The 20827-nt window shown below is 75.2% G+C and carries 18 protein-coding genes; 5 read left to right on the forward strand and 13 right to left on the reverse strand.

Annotated features, from left to right (window positions below):
- Positions 1-13: 13 nt before the first annotated feature.
- On the reverse strand, positions 14-667 hold the full coding sequence (locus E7Z53_RS08835; protein WP_017833633.1) for an SAF domain-containing protein: 654 nt from the start codon (positions 665-667) through the stop codon (positions 14-16).
- A gap of 240 nt (positions 668-907) precedes the next feature.
- Between E7Z53_RS08835 and E7Z53_RS08840 the strand changes: the two genes are divergently transcribed.
- Positions 908-1123, forward strand: a complete 216-nt coding sequence (locus E7Z53_RS08840; protein ID WP_017833632.1) for a helix-turn-helix domain-containing protein — start codon at positions 908-910, stop codon at positions 1121-1123.
- Between the two features lie 106 nt (positions 1124-1229).
- Here the strand turns inward: E7Z53_RS08840 and E7Z53_RS08845 are convergent, their stop codons facing one another.
- Complete coding sequence (locus E7Z53_RS08845) at positions 1230-1793, reverse strand: hypothetical protein (RefSeq protein WP_017833631.1); 564 nt, start codon at positions 1791-1793, stop codon at positions 1230-1232.
- 210 nt (positions 1794-2003) lie between these two features.
- Here E7Z53_RS08845 and E7Z53_RS20635 point away from each other — a divergent pair, with 210 nt between their 5' ends.
- Entirely contained in the window at positions 2004-2822 is an 819-nt protein-coding gene (locus E7Z53_RS20635; protein WP_176337612.1) for a LysM peptidoglycan-binding domain-containing protein, read from the forward strand.
- Between the two features lie 64 nt (positions 2823-2886).
- Positions 2887-3408, forward strand: a complete 522-nt coding sequence (locus E7Z53_RS08855; RefSeq protein WP_035927346.1) for an Rv3235 family protein — start codon at positions 2887-2889, stop codon at positions 3406-3408.
- Between the two features lie 103 nt (positions 3409-3511).
- On the opposite strand, the gene secA is transcribed toward E7Z53_RS08855, so the two are convergent.
- The 10 genes from secA to E7Z53_RS08905 form a co-directional block, all read right to left on the reverse strand.
- Positions 3512-6226, reverse strand: coding sequence for a preprotein translocase subunit SecA (secA, locus tag E7Z53_RS08860; protein ID WP_035927569.1), 2715 nt, complete (start codon positions 6224-6226; stop codon positions 3512-3514).
- 189 nt (positions 6227-6415) lie between these two features.
- On the reverse strand, positions 6416-7102 hold the full coding sequence (hpf, locus tag E7Z53_RS08865; protein WP_176337613.1) for a ribosome hibernation-promoting factor, HPF/YfiA family: 687 nt from the start codon (positions 7100-7102) through the stop codon (positions 6416-6418).
- 89 nt (positions 7103-7191) lie between these two features.
- The gene (locus E7Z53_RS08870) at positions 7192-7986 is read right to left on the reverse strand and encodes a ComF family protein (RefSeq protein ID WP_176337614.1); all 795 of its coding nucleotides are present in this window, start codon (positions 7984-7986) and stop codon (positions 7192-7194) included.
- 95 nt (positions 7987-8081) lie between these two features.
- A complete protein-coding gene (locus tag E7Z53_RS08875; RefSeq protein WP_176337615.1) occupies positions 8082-9776 on the reverse strand; it encodes an LpqB family beta-propeller domain-containing protein in 1695 nt (564 codons plus the stop codon).
- Positions 9773-11527 (reverse strand): MtrAB system histidine kinase MtrB, encoded by a 1755-nt coding sequence (gene mtrB / locus E7Z53_RS08880; RefSeq protein ID WP_176337616.1) that lies wholly within the window; start codon positions 11525-11527, stop codon positions 9773-9775. Before mtrB ends, E7Z53_RS08875 begins: the two co-directional genes overlap by 4 nt.
- Positions 11524-12207, reverse strand: coding sequence for an MtrAB system response regulator MtrA (gene mtrA, locus E7Z53_RS08885; protein ID WP_017833623.1), 684 nt, complete (start codon positions 12205-12207; stop codon positions 11524-11526). Before mtrA ends, mtrB begins: the two co-directional genes overlap by 4 nt.
- 184 nt (positions 12208-12391) lie before the next feature.
- Positions 12392-13444, reverse strand: a complete 1053-nt coding sequence (locus E7Z53_RS08890) for a hypothetical protein (protein ID WP_368827654.1) — start codon at positions 13442-13444, stop codon at positions 12392-12394.
- Positions 13441-13842: a chorismate mutase gene (locus E7Z53_RS08895; protein WP_176337617.1), complete on the reverse strand. Its 402-nt coding sequence runs from the start codon at positions 13840-13842 to the stop codon at positions 13441-13443. The genes E7Z53_RS08890 and E7Z53_RS08895 overlap by 4 nt, the downstream gene beginning before the upstream one ends.
- 10 nt (positions 13843-13852) lie before the next feature.
- On the reverse strand, positions 13853-15055 hold the full coding sequence (mnmA, locus tag E7Z53_RS08900; protein ID WP_176337618.1) for a tRNA 2-thiouridine(34) synthase MnmA: 1203 nt from the start codon (positions 15053-15055) through the stop codon (positions 13853-13855).
- Between the two features lie 160 nt (positions 15056-15215).
- Positions 15216-16421 (reverse strand): cysteine desulfurase family protein, encoded by a 1206-nt coding sequence (locus E7Z53_RS08905; RefSeq protein WP_176337619.1) that lies wholly within the window; start codon positions 16419-16421, stop codon positions 15216-15218.
- A gap of 58 nt (positions 16422-16479) precedes the next feature.
- Between E7Z53_RS08905 and E7Z53_RS08910 the strand changes: the two genes are divergently transcribed.
- Entirely contained in the window at positions 16480-16947 is a 468-nt protein-coding gene (locus E7Z53_RS08910; protein ID WP_017833618.1) for a tRNA (cytidine(34)-2'-O)-methyltransferase, read from the forward strand.
- A 34-nt stretch (positions 16948-16981) separates the two neighbouring features.
- Here E7Z53_RS08910 and E7Z53_RS08915 read toward each other — a convergent pair whose 3' ends face one another.
- Positions 16982-18445: a S1C family serine protease gene (locus E7Z53_RS08915; protein ID WP_176337620.1), complete on the reverse strand. Its 1464-nt coding sequence runs from the start codon at positions 18443-18445 to the stop codon at positions 16982-16984.
- A gap of 279 nt (positions 18446-18724) precedes the next feature.
- Between E7Z53_RS08915 and E7Z53_RS08920 the strand changes: the two genes are divergently transcribed.
- Positions 18725-20776 carry a TPM domain-containing protein gene (locus E7Z53_RS08920; RefSeq protein ID WP_176337621.1) on the forward strand — a complete coding sequence of 684 codons (2052 nt, stop codon included), beginning with the start codon at positions 18725-18727 and terminating at the stop codon, positions 20774-20776.
- The last annotated feature ends 51 nt before the right edge of the window (positions 20777-20827 follow it).

Raw genomic sequence — 20827 nt, forward strand, 5'->3', positions numbered from 1 at the left:
ACCGGGAGGACCATCACCGGCCGCCCGCGGGATTCCACACGAGCGTGACGCGGGCGTCGTTGCCGAGCGCGTCCACGAGCTCCTCCATCGGGTCCTCCTCGACCAGGACGTGCACCACGGTGCCGCGGCCCGCGCCGAGGGCGGTCTGCTCCGTCTGCACGCCGGCGATCTCGGCCGCCGGGAGCAGCAGGCGGGCCGGCTCGTGGCCGCGGCCGGAGGGCTTCTGGGCGGCGACCCAGACGTCCACGCGCGTTCCCGCCCCGGCGTCCTGGGGCAGCGGATGGTCCACCGGGACGGCGACCGGCTTGCGGTCCAGCCGGTCCGCGGTGCCCAGCGCGGACCCCGGCAGCAGCTGGCCCGCCGGGATCCGCTGCGTCGCGACCGTGCCCGGCCCCGGTGCCGCGTCCGCCGGGACGTAGAGGTCCGCCGCGTCCTGCAGCCGGACGTCGACGGCCACCAGGTCCTCCCCGGTCACGTCCTGGCCGACCTCGATGTCCCGGGCGGCCGCCAGGTAGGGGTCCGTGCGGTTCGTGGCGGTGACCACGGCGGTCACCCCGGCGACGGAGAGCAGCACGAGCAGCAGCCCGGTGAGCAGCCTCGGGTCCCGCCAGGTCGGTCTCCGGAACCGGGCCGACGGGGCGTCCGTGCCCCTGACCGTGCCGCTCATCGGCGACCGCCTCTCTCGTTGCCCGCACGGCCGTGGGGACCGTGCTCGTGGCCCACATTCTGCCCGCGGCCGTAGTGCCCCGGGAACCGGTCGGTGCACAACTGGGGACAGGAGGCGCGCCCCGGCCACCCGTGCCCGCCCGGGGCGGGCGGTGGCGACGCCGCATGTGGACGGGGAGCCGTTGCGCCTCTTCGGTGGCAGACTGGAACGGGAGAGCAACCACGAGCAAGGAGGCGGAGGATGGCGCAGCAGCGCTTCCTGACCTTGGCGGACGTCGCCGAGATCCTCAACATCTCGGCGACGCAGGCGAGGGCTCTCGTGCGCAGCGGGGAGCTGCCCGCCATCCAGGTGGGCGGCCGCGGCCAGTGGCGCGTCGAGACCGCCAAGCTGGAGGAGTACATCGCCCGCGGCTACGAGCGGACGGCGGAGGCGGTGCGCTCGGGCGCGCTCGACTGATCCACCGGGACGCCGCCGCCGACCGTCTCACCCCGCCGTGAGCGAGGAGACGCAGACCAGCGCGGGGAACGGCACGGCGCGCAGCGCGGTCACGCTACCGACCGTCTCACCCCGCCGTGAGCGAGGAGACGCAGACCAGCGCGGGGAACGGCACGGCGCGCAGCGCGGTCACGCTACCCCGTCTGCGGTAGTCGTCGTCGGGGTGCAGGGCCAGGTCGAAGAAGTCCGCGCCCACCTGGTCGACCGTCCCCTCGAGCTCGCCCAGCGGTCCACCGCCGGCGAGCCGGATCCGCACCCCGGCCCTGGCCCGGGCCAGGGCGCGCAGCGCGTGCCCCAGGCCGAGCCGCAGGGCCAGCGGGTCGTCACCGGGCGCCCACCCCCGGCCGAGGGACTCCCACCACAGGACGGCTCCCAGCGGCACCAGGTGCTCGGTGCCCCGGTCCTCGAGGACGACCCAGCCGGCGCCCACCGTGCGAACCCGGCCCTCGAGCGGGACGGCACCGGTGAGCAGGGCCCGAACGGGTTCGCCCTGCCGGAGGCGCAGCCGGTCGGTCAGGCGCACCCGGGAGTACTCCGCGCGGGCCTGCTCCGCCGCCTCCTCCTCCACGCCCTGCTGGTGCGCGGAGGCCAGCTGCGCCTCCAGGTCCGCGAACAGCTGCTCCCAGCGCACTGCAGGGCCTCCCCTTCCGGCTCCCGGGCCGTCCGGTCGCGCAGGGCCTCAACGTAGGCGTCCGCCCTGCCCTCGTCAAGGAACGTTATGTCCACCGCGGGCCGCTGAGACCTTTACACCGGCACCCAGGGGGTGCTAGCAATGCTTCACGACGTCAAACAGCAACAAATGCTGTCAAACGACATGAAAGCTCACTTTCAGGGAGATCAGATGATCGGCACCCCAGGATCTGCGAGCACCGCGTCCGCTCCGCTGTGGTCTGTGCTCCTGGTGCCCGCCCTGGGTGCGGCCACCGCGGCCTGCGGCGCAGCCCTGGCCGGTGCGGGCGGCGTCCGCACCGGCGGGGGCCCGGACACCGGGACGCTGATCGGGCTCGCGGCGGCCGTGCTCGGCTGCGCCGTGGTGGCGGCCTGGATCCTGGCCACCGCCCTGGCGGTGCTCGCGGTGCTGGCAGGTCACCACCGCTGGGAGCGCCTGGCCGGGGTCTGCGGGCGGTGCTCCCCCGCCCTGCTGCGCCGCGCGGCGGCCACGGCACTGGGCCTGCAGCTGCTCGCGGCCCCGGCGGCGGTCGCCGTCGATGCCCCCTCCCCGTTCTGGGGCGCCGGGGCGTCCGCGCAGGACTCGGCCCCCGCCGCGGAGGGGACGACGTCCGCCCCGGAGGAGACGACCCCCGCCCCGGAGGCACCGGGCCCGGCGCCCGCCCCCGGTGCCGGACCCCGACCCGGCCCCGACCGCGAGCCCGCCCCGGGCGGGGAGTCCGCCCCCGCGCCGTCGACGGATCCGGATCCCTGCTTCCCGCGGACCGGCCCCTCGGTGGCGGAGCGCACAGTGGACGGCGCCGTCACGGTCGTGCGCGGGGACACCCTGTGGTCCCTGGCCGCCGCCCACCTGGGCCCGGAGGCCTCCGACCAGCAGGTCGCCCGTGCATGGCCCCGCTGGTACGAGCTGAACCGGCCGGTGCTCCCGGACGGACCGCACCGGCTCCTGCCGGGTCAGCGGCTCGTCGTGCCCGGCGCCGGGGGGCCCTGACCCGCCCCGGCTCCGCGGCACCCCACCATCGACCCACCGCAGCACCGTTCCCAGGAGGCCCGTCATGAACGCACCCACCGCCGGTTCCGACCCCGTTGCCCGTCCGCTCGCGCCCGAGCGCGGACGCCCGGCGGCCGGGCCCCCCGCCCGCCGGGGGCGCCCGGCGCCGCCCACGGCCCCCGGCGGCTACACGTGGGGCGCCACGCGTGTGCTGGGCCACGACGCCGAGGACGAGCTGGGCCGGGTGACGGCCCTGGCCCGTTCCATCGGCCAGGCGGCCGTGGAGGTGCTGGGCGGGAGCCGGCCGGCGGCACAGCTGGGCCGCTGGACCACCCCGGAGATCGTGGAGCGCTTCCAGCAGCGCGCCGACATGCTCCGGCTGCTCCAGGAGCAGTTCGAGGGCAAGGCCGCGCTGCAGGAGCTGCACCGGAACCCCCACGTGCGCAGGTGCCGGGTCTGCCGGGTGGGCCGCGGGGTCTACGAGGTGGCCCTGGTGGTGGTCGAGCCGAGGCGCAGCCGGGCCGTGGCCATGCGGGTGGAGCGGCTGGGGCGGGGCTGGAGCGTGACGCAGCTCGAGGTCGGCTGACCCCGCCTCCCCGCCCCGGCGCGTTCGACCCCGGCGGACCGAGTCCCCGGCAGGCTCAGCCCCCGGCGGACTCAGCCTGGGGAGGAACCTGTCCTCGGCGGGCTCAGCCCTCCGCGGACTCGGCGCTGGCGGCCCGGGCACGGGCCCGGCGCCCGGCCCGGTTGGCGGAGACCTCGGCGGCGTCCGCGTCGTCCTCGCCGCGGCCCGCCGCGGTGGGCTCCGTGCGGGTCTGCGTGCCGCCGGTCTCGGCGGGCGCGGTGTACTGCAGGAAGCCGGGCTGGCGCGGGATCTGCAGGTCGACGGGCCCGCCGTCGGCGCCCACGCGCTGGCGGCGGATCTCCATCCGGTACAGGGTCGAGACCGTCTCCTCGCGGATCGCGCCCATCATCTCCTGGAACATCGCGTAGCCCTCGCGCTGGTACTCCACGAGCGGGTCGCGCTGGGCCATCGCCCGCAGGCCGATGCCCTCCTTGAGGTAGTCCATCTCGTAGAGGTGCTCGGGCCACTTGCGCCCGATGACCGACAGCAGCACGCGCCGCTCCAGGTTGCGCATGGCCTCCGCGCCCACCTCCTCCTCCCGCTGGTCGTAGACGAGGCGGGCGTCCGAGAGGATCTGCTCGCGCAGGAACTCCGCCGTGAGCCGCGTGCGGCCCCCGGCCTCCTCCACGACCTCGTCGACCGACAGGGTCACGGGGTAGATGGTGCGCAGGGACTCCCACAGGCCGTCGAGGTCCCAGTCCTCGGGGTGGCCGACCGCCGTGCGGTCCTGGACCGTGGAGGTGACCACCTCGTCGACGAACTGGACGATCTGCTCCTGGAGGTCGTCGCCCTCGAGGACCCGGCGGCGGTCGCGGTAGACCGCCTCGCGCTGGCGGTTGAGGACGTCGTCGTACTTGAGGACGTTCTTGCGCTGCTCGGCGTTGCGCCCCTCGACCTGGCTCTGCGCGGAGGCGATGGCGCGGGAGACGATCTTGTGCTCGAGCGCGGTGTCGTCCGGCGCCCCCGCCATGAGCCGCTGGGCGGCACCGGCGTTGAACAGCCGCATGAGGTCGTCCGCGAGGGAGAGGTAGAAGCGGGACTCGCCCGGGTCCCCCTGCCGCCCGGAGCGCCCGCGCAGCTGGTTGTCGATGCGCCGCGACTCGTGGCGCTCCGTGCCCAGGACGTAGAGACCGCCGACGTCGACCACCTCCTGGTGCTCGGCGCGGGTCTCCTCCTCGCAGCCGGCCACCACGTCCGGCCACACGCGCTCGTACTCCTCCGCGTCCCGCTGCGGGTCCAGGCCCTTCTCCCGCATCCGGTCCACGGCGTTGAACTCGGCGTTGCCGCCGAGCATGATGTCGGTGCCGCGGCCGGCCATGTTGGTGGCCACGGTCACCGCGCCCTTGCGGCCGGCCTGCGCGACGATCGCGGCCTCCCGGGCGTGGTTCTTCGCGTTGAGGACCTCGTGGCGGACGCCGCGCTGGGCGAGCAGCTTGGAGAGGTACTCGCTCTTCTCGACCGACACGGTGCCCACGAGGACCGGCTGGCCCTTCGCGTGCCGCTCCTCGATGTCCTTGACCACCGCGGCGAACTTCGCGACCTCGTTCTTGTAGACGAGGTCGGGGCGGTCGATGCGGACGAGGGGGCGGTGCGTCTCGATGGACACGACGCCCAGCCCGTAGGTGTTCATGAACTCCGCGGCCTCGGTCTCGGCGGTGCCGGTCATGCCCGCGAGCTTCTCGTAGAGGCGGAAGTAGTTCTGCAGGGTGACCGTGGCGAGGGTCTGGTTCTCCGCCTTGATCTCGACCCCCTCCTTCGCCTCGATGGCCTGGTGCATGCCCTCGTTGTAGCGTCGGCCGGCGAGGATGCGCCCGGTGTGCTCGTCGACGATCATGACCTCGCCCTTGAGCACCACGTAGTCCTTGTTGGCGCGGAAGAGCTCCTTCGCCTTGATGGCGTTGTTGAGGAAGCCGATGAGCGGGGTGTTCTGGGCCTCGTAGAGGTTGTCGATGCCGAGCCAGTCCTCGACCTTCTCGATCCCGGACTCGAGCACGCCAACGGTGCGCTTCTTCTCGTCCACCTCGTAGTCGGTGCCCGCGTCGAGCCGCTGCACGAGGCGGCCGAACTCGGTGTACCACCGGTTGGCCTCGCCGGAGGCGGGCCCGGAGATGATCAGCGGGGTGCGGGCCTCGTCGATGAGGATGGAGTCCACCTCGTCGACGATCGCGAAGCTGTGGCCGCGCTGCACGAGCTCGTCGGGGCTCCACGCCATGTTGTCGCGGAGGTAGTCGAAGCCGAACTCGTTGTTCGTCCCGTACGTGATGTCGGCGACGTACTGCTGGCGGCGGGTCGCCGGGTCCTGGTTGGCCAGCACCACGCCGGTCTCCATGCCCAGGAACCGGTAGACGCGCCCCATGAGGTTGGCCTGGTACTCGGCCAGGTAGTCGTTCACGGTGACGACGTGGACACCCTTGCCGGAGAGGGCGTTGAGGTAGGCGGGGGCCGTCGCCACGAGGGTCTTGCCCTCGCCGGTCTTCATCTCGGCGATGTTCCCGAGGTGCAGGGCGGCGCCGCCCATGAGCTGGACGTCGTAGTGGCGCTGGCCCAGGGTGCGGGACGCGGCCTCCCGGACCACGGCGAAGGCCTCGGGCAGCAGCCGGTCCAGGGACTCGCCGTCGGCGACCCGGGCGCGGAACGCGTCCGTCTCGGCGCGCAGCTCCGCGTCGCTGAGCTCCCGGAAGCCGTCCTCGAGGCTGTTGATGGCGGTCGTGTAGGACCGCAGCCTCGTCAGGACCTTCTTGTCTCCGGTCCTGAGGACTTTCTCCAGGAATGACGCCACGTGCACACGCTCCTCGTGTTCGACTGCCGTGCTGGGACTGATGGGGGGGTGTCCGGCACCCGCTCCAGTCTACGGGAGCCGGTGCCGGTCTCCGGGCGCGGACGAGCCCGGTGGCCGCGACCACCGGGCTCTTCCGGGGCGGGACCCGGCCGGCACCCAGCCGGACGGGCCCGCCGTCACGGGGTGGGGTCAGCCGGCGGGCTCGGGCTGGTAGGCCCGGACGCTCTCCTCGGACTCCTCGCCGTTCTCGCTCAGGCTGATGACGCCGTAGCTCCAGCCCTTGCGGCGGTAGACCGCGGAGGGCTCGCCGGTCTCCTTGTCGACGAAGAGGTAGAAGTCGTGGCCGACGAGCTCCATGTGGTCGACGGCCTCGTCGACGCTCAGCTCGGAGGCCGGGAACCGCTTGCGCCGGATCTCGACGGGGGTGACCGCGTCGGTGAGGCTCACGCTCTGGTCGAACGCCTCCTGCTCGGCGATCGCGAGCTCCGCGGCGGTGGTGTAGATGGGCCCGGAACTGGGGACCACGGGCAGGGCGCCGGTGGCCTCGTGAACGGCCGTGGGACGGTGGGCGCCGCGGTGCACCTTGCGGCGGTCGCGGGCCCGGCGAAGGCGCTCGAGGAGCTTGCTGTAGGCCTCGTCGAAGGCGGCGAACTTGTCGTCGCCGCGCGCCTCGGCCCGCAGGACGGGGCCGCGTCCGGAGACCGTGATCTCCACGCCCATCCCCTGGTGGCCGGGCAGCGCGTGGTCCTTGGTGACCTTGACATCAATGCGCTGGACCTTCTCGCCCAGCTCCTCGAACTTGACGACCTTCTCGGCGGCGTACTCCTTGAACCGCTCCGGTACGGCGACGTTGCGCCCCATGACGTTCAGTTCCATGATGCCCTCCAAATCTCGGGGGTGACGTGGGCGGATGGGGCCGCCCACCCGGGAGGATTGTTGCGTCCCGTGACTCAACGTTAGTTGAATCACACGGGATATTCACCCGGCCGGGCCGGACCCGGATCAGCGGTGAGCGGAACTGCCGGCGGCCGCACGGCGGCGAGCACCACCGCCCCGAGCACCTCGGCCCCGCCGGCCCGCAGTGCGCGGGCCGCCTCGCCGAGGGTCGCCCCCGTGGTGAGCACGTCGTCGACGACGACGCACCGGGCGCCGGGGGCCGCGGCGGCCCGCATGGACCCCGCGGGGCGGGCCCGCCGGCCCGCGGTGCCCAGCCGCTTCTGCGCCGGCCCGGTCAGCGAGGCCCCGGCCGCCCGGTGCCGCAGCCCGCGGCTGACGAGCGTGCCGGCAGGGAGCGCGCCGCGGCGCGCGCAGTCCTCGAGCAGCAGCCGCACGGGGTCGAACCAGCGCCGCCGCAGGGCCGCGGGGCTGGTGGGCACCGGGACGAGCAGCACGGGCCCCGCCGGCCAGCCTGGGGCGGCCGCGTGCAGGGCCGTGGCCAGGCAGGCGGCGAGCACGGGGACCAGGTCGGTGCGCCCGGTGCTCTTGAGCGCGAGCAGACAGGTGGCGAGTCCGTGGGCGTAGCGGCCGGCGGCGACGACGGACAGCGGCGGGTCGAGCAGAGGTGCGGCCGAGGACGCCTCGAAGGGGCGGGCGCAGGACCGGCGCAGCACCAGGCGGCAGGCACGGCACAGCGCGGTGCCCGGGGCGCGGCACACGGCGCACTCCACGGGCAGGAGCACCTCGGCGGCCTCGGCCAGCCGGTCGAGGGCGCGGGCGGCCGCCCGGTCGAGGGCGCGGGCGGTGGGCGGGGTCGCGGGCATGCGGCCATCCTGGCCCGTGCCGGACGGCCCGGCCGGGGTGCGGCCGGGGATCCGGACGGCCGGGGCTGTGGACCGCGGTCGGGCCCGGCGGGTGGTCAGCCGGCGAACGCCGTGTCCAGGACGTCCTCGCTCTGCGGCGCCCAGGCGTTGCCGGTGAGCATGTGCAGCGTGCCGCCGGCCACGGCGTAGACGGAGGACGTGCCGTTGCCCCCGCTGAGCCCGGTGAGGCCCTCGATGCCGGGCAGCTCGCGGAAGCGCCCGGACACGTCGTAGACGCGGGGCCGGACGGAGCCGGTGCCGCCGAGCGGGGCCGCGACGAACTCGCGGTCGCTGAGCCACAGGGCCGCGTCCGCGTCGACGTCCGCGGCCACCCGGAACGGCTCGTTGAGCCGGCGGGGCGTGCCGTCTGGCTCGCGCACCACACCGGTCAGCCAGATCTGGGAGACCCCTTCGTCCTCGGTGACGACGAGCGCCCGGGTGCCCCCGCGCGAGACCCGCAGGGACGTCACGGTCCGCGCGGCGAGCCACGAGGCCTCGACGCGGACCGGGCTCCCGGCGCCCGGGACGGCGCGCACGGCCCGGATGGTCCCGGCGGAGTCCCCGGTCCACACCCACCCGTGCTCGTCGAAGCTCGGTCGGGTCAGGCCGGTCCCGCTGAACTGCTCCACGGGCTCCTCCTCCCGCGCCACGGTCACGAGCGAGCCGGTGCCCGTGTCCACGAACGCGAAGTGCTCGGCGGCGGCGTCCATCGCGGGGCTGGACGGGTGGTGGCCGTCCAGCGGCGGGATCCCGTCCACGTTCTCGGTCTGGCCGCCCTGGTAGAACACGAGGTCGCCCTCGCGCAGCCCGACCTGGCGGGACGGGACGGTGACGTCCTGGACGGGCGCGGCGTCCGTCCACCCCGCGCCCAGCTCCACGGGCGCCCCCTCGACGAGCAGCTCCACGTCGTTCACCGCGGTCAGCGACCGGAGGCTCAGCGCGAGCTGGTCGTGCATCCGGCGGTTGATCTCGATGTTCGCCGGGTCGAACTCGGGCACGCTGAGCTCCACCGTGGCGGTGCCGTCCCGCACGGGCACCGCCGAGCGGGCGAGCGTGGTGCCCGGCGGGAACGCCGAGGTCACGGCCCCCCGGAGGTAGGGCGCGGGGCCGCCGAGCAGGGCCCGCACGATCGACGTCGAGACGGGCACCCGGTCCGGGAACCAGCGGGGGTCGACCACCACGTTGGACAGGTCCTCGTCCGCGAAGTAGAGGTGGTGGGGCTCGAAGATGTCCTCGAAGTCGGCCGGAGTGAGCGCCGTGGCGTCGGGGGCGTCGGAGATCCGCCACTGGCCGTCCACCTGGACCACGTCGAAGTCGAGCACCTCGGTGGCGCCCGCCGGCTTGCGCTCGATCACGCCGCTGCCGTCCACCACGCTGTCCACCTCGAGGTTCACCCGGTACTCGTTGTCCTCGAGCCGGGGCACGGGCACGGCGTCGCCCCGGTGCACGAGGGTGCGCGCGTCGGGGTGCCAGGTGCCCGCGAGCTCGGGGGTGAGGTACTCGCGGGCCACGGAGTAGTCGTCGGCCACGCCCGTCCCGGCCGCGAGGAAGCCCCGCACGATCTGCTCCGGCGTCGCGCCCTCGCGGGGGCCGGCCGGCTCGACGTCGTAGCTCGGCTGGACCGCGGACCGGGTGGGCTCCGCGTGCCGGTGCACGGGTCCCGTCCGGGGAATGGCTCCGCAGCCGCCGAGCGCCACGGCCGCGGCCAGGGCCAGTGCTGCCGTGCGGGTCTGCCGCCGGGTCCTGCTCATGACCGGTCCTCCTCGACGTCGGTCGGCTGGGCCGCGGCGGGGGGCGCCGGCTCCGCCGCGGCCGCGGTGGCCAGGGCCAGGGTCCCCGTCCTGGTCACCACCGCGGTCTCCGGGTACGCGTCGGCGTCGGGCGGCAGACCGAGCGGGCTCTCGTCGTCGGGCACGAGCCGCCGTCCGCGGGTCCGGGGCAGGGTGAGCCGGAAGCACGCGCCCTCCCCCGGGGCGCCCCAGACGTCGAGCCGCCCGCCGTGCAGCCGCGTGTCCTCGGTGGCGATCGCGAGGCCCAGCCCCGTCCCGCCGGTCGTGCGGGCCCGGGCCGGGTCAGCGCGCCAGAAGCGGTTGAACGCCTTGGCGGCCTCCTCCTCGGTCATCCCGATGCCGTGGTCGCGCACCGCCACCGCCGCGGCCACCTCGGAGGCCCCCACCACGATGTCGATGGGCCGGCCCTCCCCGTGCTCGAGGGCGTTGACCACGAGGTTGCGCAGGATCCGCTCGATCCGCCGCTGGTCCCCCTGGACGGTGCAGCGGGACAGCTCCGAGCGCACCCGCACCGTGGAGCCGGACGAGACGGCGAGCGGGGCGGCGGCCTCCACGACGTCGTGCACGACCGAGAACAGCTCGACGCTGGCCACCTCGAGCCGCGCCGCCCCCGCGTCGAAGCGGGAGATCTCCAGCAGGTCGGCCAGCAGAGCGTCGAAGCGGTCCACCTGGTGGTAGAGCAGCTCGGCGGAGCGGCGGTTGACGGGGTCGAAGTCCTCGCGGGCGTTGAAGAGCACCTCGGCCGCCATCCGCACCGTGGTCAGCGGGGTGCGCAGCTCGTGGGAGACGTCCGAGACGAAGGTCTGCTGCATCGAGGAGAGCTGCTCGAGCTGGGTGATCTGGTCCTGCAGGCTGTCCGCCATGCGGTTGAAGGACCGGGCGAGACGGGCGACCTCGTGCGAGCCGCTGACGGGCATCCGCACGCCCAGGTCGCCGTCCGCGAGCTGCTCGGCCACGCGGGCGGTGCTGGACACGGGGCGGACCACTTCGCGGGTGACGTACCAGACGATCGCGCCCACGAGCAGCAGCAGGACGACCACCGACAGCAGCAGCACCGCGTGCATCGCGTCGAGGGTGCGCTGCGGCTCGGAGAAGTCGTAGACGAGGTAGAGCCCGTAGCGGCTGTTCTGGTAGAGGTCCACCACCGTGCCGACGACGATGACGGGGGCCTCCTCCCCGTTCTCCGTGACCCGGACCGAGGCGGGCTGCCAGAACACGCCGTCCTGCTCCGCGAGCCGCTCCTGCAGCTCCGGCGGCACGGTGCTCGAGGTCATCCAGGGGCTCTGGCTCTGCGCCGGGATGAGGGTCTGCCCGCTCGTGAAGTCCATCGGGAGCAGGATCCAGCGCTCCGTCTCCGCGCCGTCGACCGAGAGCGAGCCGAGGGTCGAGGCCACGAGCGCCTGCAGCTCGTCGCGGTCGGAGGCGTCCGAGGCGTCGAAGCTGGCCTGCACCTGCTCGAAGTCCGCGGTGGCCGAGGCGAGGACCTGGTCCAGCCGTTCCGAGAACAGCCGGTCCGCGATCTGGTGGGAGAGGAAGCTGCCCGTGACGAAGAAGGCCAGCGCGGTCAGGGAGAGGGACACGGCGATGGCCCGGAACTGCAGGGACTGCCGCCACCGGCGGGCCAGCAGGAGCCGCCCCAGCCGCAGCCGCCGGGTCGCGGCGCCGGCCGGTCCGCGGCGCCGGGAGGAGGCGGCGGCGTCCGGCGGGGTCATCGGGCGGACGTGCCCGCCTTGTAGCCGACTCCGCGCACGGTGACCACGATCTCGGGGCTCTCCGGATCCCGCTCGATCTTGGAGCGCAGCCGCTGCACGTGGACGTTGACGAGCCGCGTGTCGGCGGCGTGCTGGTAGCCCCAGACGTCGCGGAGCAGCATCTCGCGCGAGAACACCTGGTGCGGTGCGCGCGCCAGGGCGGTGAGCAGGTCGAACTCGAGCGGGGTGAGACCGATCTCGTGGTCCCCGCGGTGCACGCTGTGCCCGCTCACGTCGATGGTGAGGTCGCCGATCCGCAGCTCCTGCGAGTTGGCGCGCTCCACGGGGCGCAGCCGGGCCTTGACCCGGGCCACGAGCTCAGCGGGCTTGAAGGGCTTGGGCACGTAGTCGTCGGCCCCGGCCTCCAGACCGCGGACCACGTCGACGGTGTCCGACTTGGCGGTGAGCATGACGACCGGGACGTCGGAGATCGTGCGGATCTCGCGGCAGACCTGGATACCGTCCTTGCCCGGGAGCATGAGGTCGAGCAGCAGCAGGTCCGGGCGCACGGCCCGGAAGGTGTCCACGGCGGTGGCACCGTCGTAGCAGAAGACGGGCTCGAAGCCCTCCGCGGTCAGGACGATCCCGATCATCTCCGACAGGGCGGCGTCGTCGTCGACGACCAGTATTCGCGCGTTCATCGCCTCTCCGGTGGTGTGGGGCGGGCCCGCCGGGGCGGGGGCCGCCGTGGCCCGGGGCGTCCGGGGCGTCGTGGCCAGGGTGTCCTGGGCGTCGTGGTGGACCGGGGTCCACCTGCATTGTGGCCGATTGCGGCCCGCCCCGCACCTCGGCGCGGAGTGTGTCGGTCCACCGGGTGGGACGGGCTCACGCGTCGGCGGCGGTCCGGGCCAGCGCGGAGGCGGTTCCGGTGACCCGCGCGAGGACCTCGCGCAGCTCGGCGGGGCCCAGGGCGTCGAGCTCCTCGCGCGGTGTGATCCGGACCCGGTCGAGGGCGGCGGCGGGCAGCCCGAGGTCCCGCCACACGGACCACACGTCCGCGGCGAGGGCGCGGGCCGTGCCGCCGGCCGCGGGGACGAGGCCCAGCCACAGCTGCATGCCGTCCTCGACGAGCGCGGCGAGCGGCTCCCAGTCGTGGACGGTGCCGGCGGGGGCCGGGACCTGCACGGCGTCCGCGCCGGTCTCCCGGGCGAGCCGGGGGTCGACCCCGGGCGGCAGCCGCAGGGTGACGCCGGCGGCGCCGGCCGACCGGCAGGCCTCGACGACGGCGGTGAGCGAGCGCCGTGCCTCCGCGGCGGGGACCGCGCGCAGCGTCCGGTAGCCGCTCATCGTGGGCAGGCCGCCCGCGAGCACCCGGGCGAGCTCGGGCTCGTCCAGCTGGACGAGGACGTCCCGACCGGGGGCCGCGGCGCGCACCGCGCGGACGTGCTCGAGGACGCCGGAGGCCAGGGAGTCCGCGATGTCGCGGCGGGCGCCGTGGTCCTTGAGCGCCCGCTCCCCCGCGTGCAGGTGGAGCCGGGCGGCCAGGCTGAGCGGGCCGATGAGCTGGGTCTTGACCGGGGCGTCGTCGGGGCCGCTCTCGGCGCCGATCACGTCGGCGAGCACGTTGACGTCGCCGGCCAGCAGCGCCCGGGCGGACCGGGAGTCCTTGCCGGGCACCCCGGAGACGCGCAGCCCGTGGGGCTGCCGGTCCGCGTACAGGTCGTCGAGCACCGCGGCGGTGCGGGCCACGGGGTCGGCGGCCGCACCGCGGGCGGGCAGGACGGGCAGGAACGAGATGTGCGGGGCCCCGAGCTCGCCGCGCAGCAGCGTGACGGACTCGACGACGTCCGTGCCCGGCATCGCGCCGAGGGCCGTGCCCACGACGCCGGGGACGTCGGGGTCGGTGCGCCGGGGGCCGGGCGGGGCGCTGCGGGTCACGGGCGGTCGTCGTCCTGCCGCCGGTGGTCCTCGGAGAGGGCCACGTGGTGGCGGATGACCTCGCTGATGATGAAGTTCAGGAACTTCTCCGCGAACTCGGGGTCGAGCTGTGCGGAGGCCGCGAGCGCCCGGAGGCGGCCGATCTGGGCGGCCTCGCGGTCCGGGTCACCGGCGGGCAGGCCGTGGGTCGCCTTGAGGACGCCGACGCGCTGGGTCGCCTTGAACCGCTCGGCGAGCAGGTGCACCAGGGCCGCGTCGATGTTGTCGATGGTGCCGCGGATGGACTGCAGCTCGGCGAGCACGCGGGGGTCGGCCTGCTCCTGGAGCGAGGACGCGGTGGCGTCGAAGTCCTGGTGGGCCCGGACGTCGGCGGAGGCGTGGTGGTGCGGTGCGGTCATGGCCGCCAGTCTATCGGGCGGGATCGGGCCGGCCCGCACCACCCGGGACGTCGGGGCGGGCCAGCGAGTGGGCGCGGTCGACCGTGGCCTGGCCGAGGACCCGGGTGCCCTGGTAGAGCACGACCGACTGTCCGGGGGCCACGCCGCGCATCGGCTCCTCGAGCCGGACCACGAGCTCGGGCAGCGGGCCGCCGTCCCCCTCGACGAGCTCGAGGTGGGCCCGGGCGGGGACGGGGTCCCCGTGCGCCCGGACCTGGGCGAGGACGGGGAACGGGGCCGACGCCGCCCCGGCCGCGGCCCCGGGCCGCAGGAGCGGCGCCGCCTCGGGCACGGGCGCCCCGGCCCAGGAGGGGCGGATCCCGCGCAGCTCGTCGACCGCCAGCATCGCCTGCGGGCCCACCACGACCTCGTTGGTCCGCGGCCGGATCTCCAGGACGAAGCGCGGCTTGCCGTCGGGGGCCGGGGTGCCGATGCGCAGGCCCTTGCGCTGGCCCACCGTGAACGCGTTGGCGCCGGAGTGGGTGCCGACCACGTTGCCCTCGACGTCCTTGATCTCGCCCTCGGTCATCTTGATGCGCTCCGCGAGCCAGCCGCGGGTGTCGCCGTCGGGGATGAAGCAGATGTCGTGGGAGTCGGGCTTGCTCGCCACGGACAGCCCGCGGCGGGCGGCCTCGGCCCGCACCTCGGCCTTGGACGGGGTGTCGGCCAGCGGGAGCAGCACGTGCTCGAGCTGCTCGGCCGTGAGGACGCCGAGGACGTAGGACTGGTCCTTCGCCCAGTCCGCCGCGCGGTGCAGCTCCCGGCCGCCGGCGGGGTCCTCGACCACCTTGGCGTAGTGCCCGGTGCACACGGCGTCGAAGCCCAGGGCGAGGGCCTTCTCGAGCAGGGCGGCGAACTTGATCTTCTCGTTGCACCGCAGGCACGGGTTGGGCGTGCGTCCGGCCGCGTACTCCGCGACGAAGTCGTCGACGACGTCGGCCTGGAAGCGCTCGGAGAAGTCCCACACGTAGTATGGGATGCCCAGGACGTCGGCGGCGCGCCAGGCGTCCCGGGAGTCCTCGATCGTGCAGCACCCCCGGGAGCCGGTGCGCAGGGTGCCGGGCGTGCGCGAGAGGGCCAGGTGCACGCCCGTCACGTCGTGGCCGGCGTCGACGGCGCGGGCCGCCGCCACGGCCGAGTCGACGCCGCCGCTCATGGCTGCCAGTACTCGCACGGTGAGATCGTCTCCAGGGGTCGGGGTCGTGGTCCGTGGCGTCAACGGGGCGCGGCCGGCCGGTATTCCCGGGCCGCGGCGGGGCGGGTCCCGCGGGCCCCGCCGGTGCGGGATCGGACCGGCGCGGGATCGGACCGGCGCGGGGTCGACCGTTGCTGGCTCAGACGGGCGCCGCGCCGGAGAGCCCGGCGCGCAGCGCCCGCCGGTGGACCTCGGGCAGCGCGGCGAGCAGGGCGTCGACGTCGGCGCCCGTGCTCGTGCGGCCCAGGCTGAAGCGCTGCGCACCGCGCGCGGTGGCCTCGTCCAGGCCCATGGCCAGCAGCACGGAGGACGCGCGGGGCACCCCGGCGTGGCAGGCCGAGCCGGTGGAGGAGGCGATCCCGGCGCCGTCCAGCAGGAACAGGAGGGAGTCGCCCTCGCACCCGGGGAAGGTGAAGTGGGCGTTGCCGGGCAGCCGGGCGCCCGTGTGCTCCCGGTCCTCCGGTCCGCGCAGCACGGCGTCCGGCACGATCCGGCGCACGCCCTCAACCAGCCGGTCGCGCAGGCCCGCGAGCCGCTCCTGCTCGGTCTCCCGCTCCGCGGCGGCCTCACGGGCCGCAACCCCGAAGCCGGCGAGCGCGGCGGCGTCGAGGGTGCCGGAGCGCACCGTGCGCTCCTGCCCGCCCCCGTGCTGGACGGGCGCCAGCCCCACCGTGCGCCCGGCCACGAGGGCCCCGGCACCCACCGGTCCGCCCACCTTGTGGGCCGAGACGGCCAGCGTGGTGAGCCCCGGCAGGTGCGCGTCGACGGGCAGCGCGCCGAAGGCCTGCACGGCGTCGCAGTGGAAGGGGACCCCGAACTCCTCCGCGAGGGCGGCGATCTCCGCGACGGGCTGGACGGCGCCCACCTCGTTGTTGGCCCACATGACGGCCAGCAGCGCGGTGGCGCCCGGGTCGCGGGCCAGTTCCTCCCGCACGGCGGCCGGGTCCACGCGGCCGGCCGCGTCGACGGGCAGCCAGACGGCCTCGGCGCCCTCGTGGGCGGCCAGCCACTCGACGGTGTCGGACACCGCGGCGTGCTCCACCGCGGAGACGAGGACGCGGCGGCGGCGGGGGTCCTGCTCCCGCCGGTGCCGGTACAGGCCCTGGACGGCCAGGTTGTCGGCCTCGGTGCCCCCGGAGGTGAAGACCACCTCGACGGGCTCCGCGCCCAGGGCCGCGGCGACGTCCTCGCGGGCCTGCTCGACGACGGCGCGCGCCGCGCGGCCGGGGCGGTGCAGCGAGGACGGGTTGCCGCCGCGGGCCAGCTGCTCGGCGACCGCGGCGAGCGCGGAGGGCCGGAGGGGCGCGGTGGCGGCGTGGTCGAGGTAGACGGGCTCGTGCGGCACGGACTCCAGTCTAGGGCCCCGGCCCGGGCGTGCGTCCGGCGTCCGTAGACTGGCGGCCATGCTCCGCATCCTCTTCCACACCCCCGAGATCCCGGGCAACACCGGCAACGCGATCCGCCTCGCCGCGGTCACCGGGGCCGAGCTGCACCTCGTGGAGCCGCTGGGCTTCGACTTCGGCTCCGCGCACCTGCGCCGGGCCGGCCTCGACTACCACGACCTCGCGGTGCTGACCGTCCACCCGGACCTGGACGCGGCCTGGGCCGCCCTGGCCCCGGAACGGGTCTGGGCGTTCACCACCGACGGCGAGGTCTCGCACACGGACGTGGCCTACCGCCCCGGGGACGTGCTGCTGTTCGGACCCGAGTCGGTGGGCCTGCCCGCCGCGGTGAAGGCTGACCCGCACGTCACCGCGCGGGTCCGCATCCCCATGCTGCCGGCCCGGAGGTCGCTGAACCTCGCGAACTCGGCGTCCATCGCCGTCTACGAGGCCTGGCGCCAGCTGGGCTTCGCGGGCGCCGGGAGCTAGCCCCGGCGACCGGCCGCCCGCCGGGGCCGGCCGCTCACTGCTGCTCCTCGGCGTCCCCGACCGTCACGTCCGCGGTGCGCTCCTCGCCGTCCCGCACGAACGTCATCGTCCCGGTCCCACCGGCGGGCAGCTCGCGCACGGCCGCCGTCAGGGAGCTCGCGTCCTGGATGCGGTGGCCGTCGAACTCCGTGATCACGTCGCCCACCTCCAGTCCGGCCTCGTCGGCCGGCGAGCCGGGCACGACCTGCTCCACCGCGGCGCCGTCGGAGAAGGCCCGGCTCCGGCCGTCCGCGCCCGGGGCGGCGCTCACGCTCGTGCCGAGGTAGCCGTGCGTGGCCCGGCCGTTGTTGATGATCTCCACGGCCACCCGCTGGGCGGTGTCGACGGGGATCGAGAAGCCCACGCCGATGTTGCCGGCCTCCGTGCCGGAACCGGCCGAGGCGATGGCCACGTTGATCCCGATCACCTCGCCGTCCGTGTCGATCAGCGGCCCGCCGGAGTTGCCGGGGTTGATGGCCGCGTCGGTCTGGATCACGTTGAGGAACACCGACGGCGAGGATCCCTGCGAGCGGCCGCCGGAGCCGCCGTCCTCGTCGGGGAAGTTGAAGAAGAAGTCGTTGCCGTCGCCCTGCTCCTCGCCCTCGCCGTCGCCCTCCGACGGCGTGGACGGCGCGGCGGAGGAGGCCACCGTGATGGTCCGGTTGAGGGTGGAGACGATCCCGTCGGTCACCGTGCCCGCGAGGCCCAGCGGCGCGCCGATCGCGATGGCCGTGTCGCCCACGTTCACGTCGTCCAGGGAGCCCAGGGTCGCCGGGGTCAGCCCCTGGGCGTCGACCTTGAGCACCGCGAGGTCGGACAGCGGGTCGGTGCCGACCACCTCGGCCGGCAGCACCCTGCCGTCGTCGAGCTGCACCTCGAGGGAGGGGCTGCTCGTGGTCCCGTCGAGGGTCACCACGTGCGTGTTGGTGAGGATGTGGCCCTCGTCGTCGATGATCACCCCCGAGCCGGAGCCGTTCTGACCGCCGCCGGACGCGGAGATCGTCACCACGGACGGGGACGCCTTCACGGCCGCCGCGGTGACCGCGTTCACCTCGTCCTGGTCGTTGACGATGACCGAGCTGGACGTCGACCCGCCCGCCGCCGGTGCCGCGCCGCCGCCGTCCAGCAGGGCGTCCGTCCCGACGGCCGCCCCCGCCCCCACCAGTGCGGCCAGGACCATGCCCGTCACGAGCGATCCCCCCGAGAAGCGCCGCCGCTCCCGGCGGCCCCCGGTGCCGTTCCCCCACGGGTGCCGGGCGGCGGGGTCCCCGGCGCCCTGCCACGCCCCGGCGTAGGGGCCCGCGTCCTGGCCGCCGGCCTGCGGTGCCCCGTGGCCGGCGCGCGCGTCCTGCTCGACGCCGGACGCCCACGGGTCGTGGGCCGGACGGCCGTAGACGGGCGGGAGGGGCTGCGTGAGCTGTGGATCGGCACCGTACCGCGGGTCGCGGGGCTCGGACATGGGGGTCTCCTCCTGGAAACGGACGGGCCCGGCGGTTCCCGGTGCGGACGGGGTGGCACGGGCGGCTCTGTCCCCAAGTATCCACGTCCGCACTGAGACGACGCTGAGAGCCCTGGCCGTTCCCCGGGCGCCGCCCGGACGGCGGCCGGGGACCGCCGGGGCCCGCCCGCAGGTCATCAGCCGCCTTGTGGTTTCGCCCTGCGCGTAGGTCCGGCGCCGATCGCCACGCCGTGACGCCCTCGCCCTAGAATCGGGAGCACCGACCACGTGAGGGAGATCATGCACTGGCGCCCCATTGCCCGCCGGACCGCCGCCGGCTGCGGCCTGACGCTCGCCCTGTTCGTACCCGCGGGAGCGGCTCTCGCCCAGCCGCCCGTCGACGTGCCCCCGGGCGAGCGGATCGTCGACGAGTCCGGGGTGCTGGAGGATCCCTCCGCGCTGGCCGCGGACGTGCGCGAGCTCGCCACCCAGGAGGGGATCACCCTCACCGCCGTGTTCGTCGACACCTTCACCGACCCCTCGGATCCCGACGAGTGGCTGCAGGAGTTCGCCGAGCTCAACGGGCTCGGCAGCTCGGACGCGGTGCTGGTCGTCGCCACGGAGGACCGGCAGCAGCGCTTCTCCGCGTACTCCACGGGGCCCCTCAGCACCGAGCAGCAAGAGCGCATCAACCGGCAGTTCATCACCCCGGCGCTCGCGGCCGACGACTGGGACGGCGCGGTCGAGGGGGCCGTCGAGGGCATCGAGACCGAGCTCTCCGGCGCCCCCGCCGGGACCGGGGAGAGCTCGGACGGGGGCGGCGCGGGCTTCGGCCTGCTCGGTCTCGGGGCGCTCGGCCTCGGCGGGATCGCCGTCTACGGCATGGCCTCCCGCAACAAGAAGCGCCGGCAGCAGGGGTCCGCCCCGCAAAGCGGGCCCGGCGGCCGAGGCGCTCCGCAGGGTCCCGCCGGCCCCTACCAGGAGGTCCCGGTGCCGGAGCTGCGCAAGCGGGCCGGGGAGCTGCTGGTGTCCACCGACAACGCCATCCAGCACTCCGAGCAGGAGCTGGCCTTCGCCCAGCTGCAGTACGGGGACGAGCAGGTCGAGCCGTTCCGCCGCGCCGTCCAGGACGCCAAGAAGCACATGCAGGCCTCCTTCGCCCTCCAGCAGCAGCTCGAGGACCACATCCCCGACACCGAGGAGCAGCAGCGCGCCTGGCTCGGCGAGATCATCGCCCGCTCCCAGGACGCCCAGCGCCCGCTCCAGGAGCACCAGGAGGCGTTCAGCTCGCTGCGCCGGCTGGAGTCCCGCGCCCCGCAGGCGCTCGAGGAGGTGCGGCGCCAGGCCGAGGCCGTGCGCCCCCGCTTCGGCACGGCCGACGCCCGGCTGCGGGAGCTCACCGCCCGCTACAACGACACGGCGCTCGCCCCCGTCAAGGACAACATCGACCAGGCCCGGGACCGGCTCGACTTCGTGGACACCGCCGTGGAGGAGGCCCGCACCGACCTCGCCGCCGGGCGCACGAGCGACGCCGTGCTGGACATCCGCGCCGCCGAGGAGGGCGTGGGGCAGGCCGGGGGCCTGCTCGACGCCGTGGAGCACGCGGCCACCGAGCTCGCCCACGCCGAGGAGTCCCTCAAGGACGCCGTGACCATCGCCCAGCGGGACGTCGCCGAGGCGGACGCCCTCGTCCGGCGCGGCTCCAACCCGGAGCTCGCCGGGGCCGTCGCCGGCGTCGGCGCCGTCCTGCGCACCGTCGAGGAGCAGATGGGCGCGGGGCGGATCGACCCGCTCGGCCTGAGCCGGCGTCTGGCAGTGGCCAAGGACGAGCTCGACAAGGGGCTCGCGTCGGTGCGCTCCCAGAACGACCGGGACCGCTCCGCGCGGGAGACCCTCGCCCACACCCTCGTCTCCGCGCAGGCCCAGCTGAGTTCGGCGAGCGAGTACATCTGGGCCCGCCGCGGCGGTGTCGGCCCGGAGGCCCGCACCCGCCTCGCGGAGGCCGAGCGCTACCTGGAGGCCGCCCAGCAGGCCCGGAAGTCGGACCCCTCCGAGGCGCTGACCTGCGCCAACGAGGCCGTCCGGCTCGCCGGCGAGGCCCAGTACATCGCCCAGCAGGACGTCGACTCCTTCTCCTACGGCGGCTTCGGCACGCCCGTGGGGATGGGCGGCCACCGGGGCCGCTCCAACAGCGGTCTGGGCGGCGCGATGCTCGGCGGCATCCTCCTCGGCTCGATCCTCAACGGCGGCGGGGGCTTCGGCGGTGGCGGCGGCGGATTCGGCGGCAGCTTCGGCGGCGGGTTCGGCGGTGGCGGCGGAGGCTTCGGCGGCGGCATCGGCGGCAGCTTCTGATCCGCGCCGACGGGCGCCCGCCGCCGGACGGGCACCGCGCACCGCCGCCCC

The sequence above is a fragment of the Kocuria salina genome, assembly GCF_013368965.1.
GTDB classification, from domain to species: domain Bacteria; phylum Actinomycetota; class Actinomycetes; order Actinomycetales; family Micrococcaceae; genus Kocuria; species Kocuria rosea.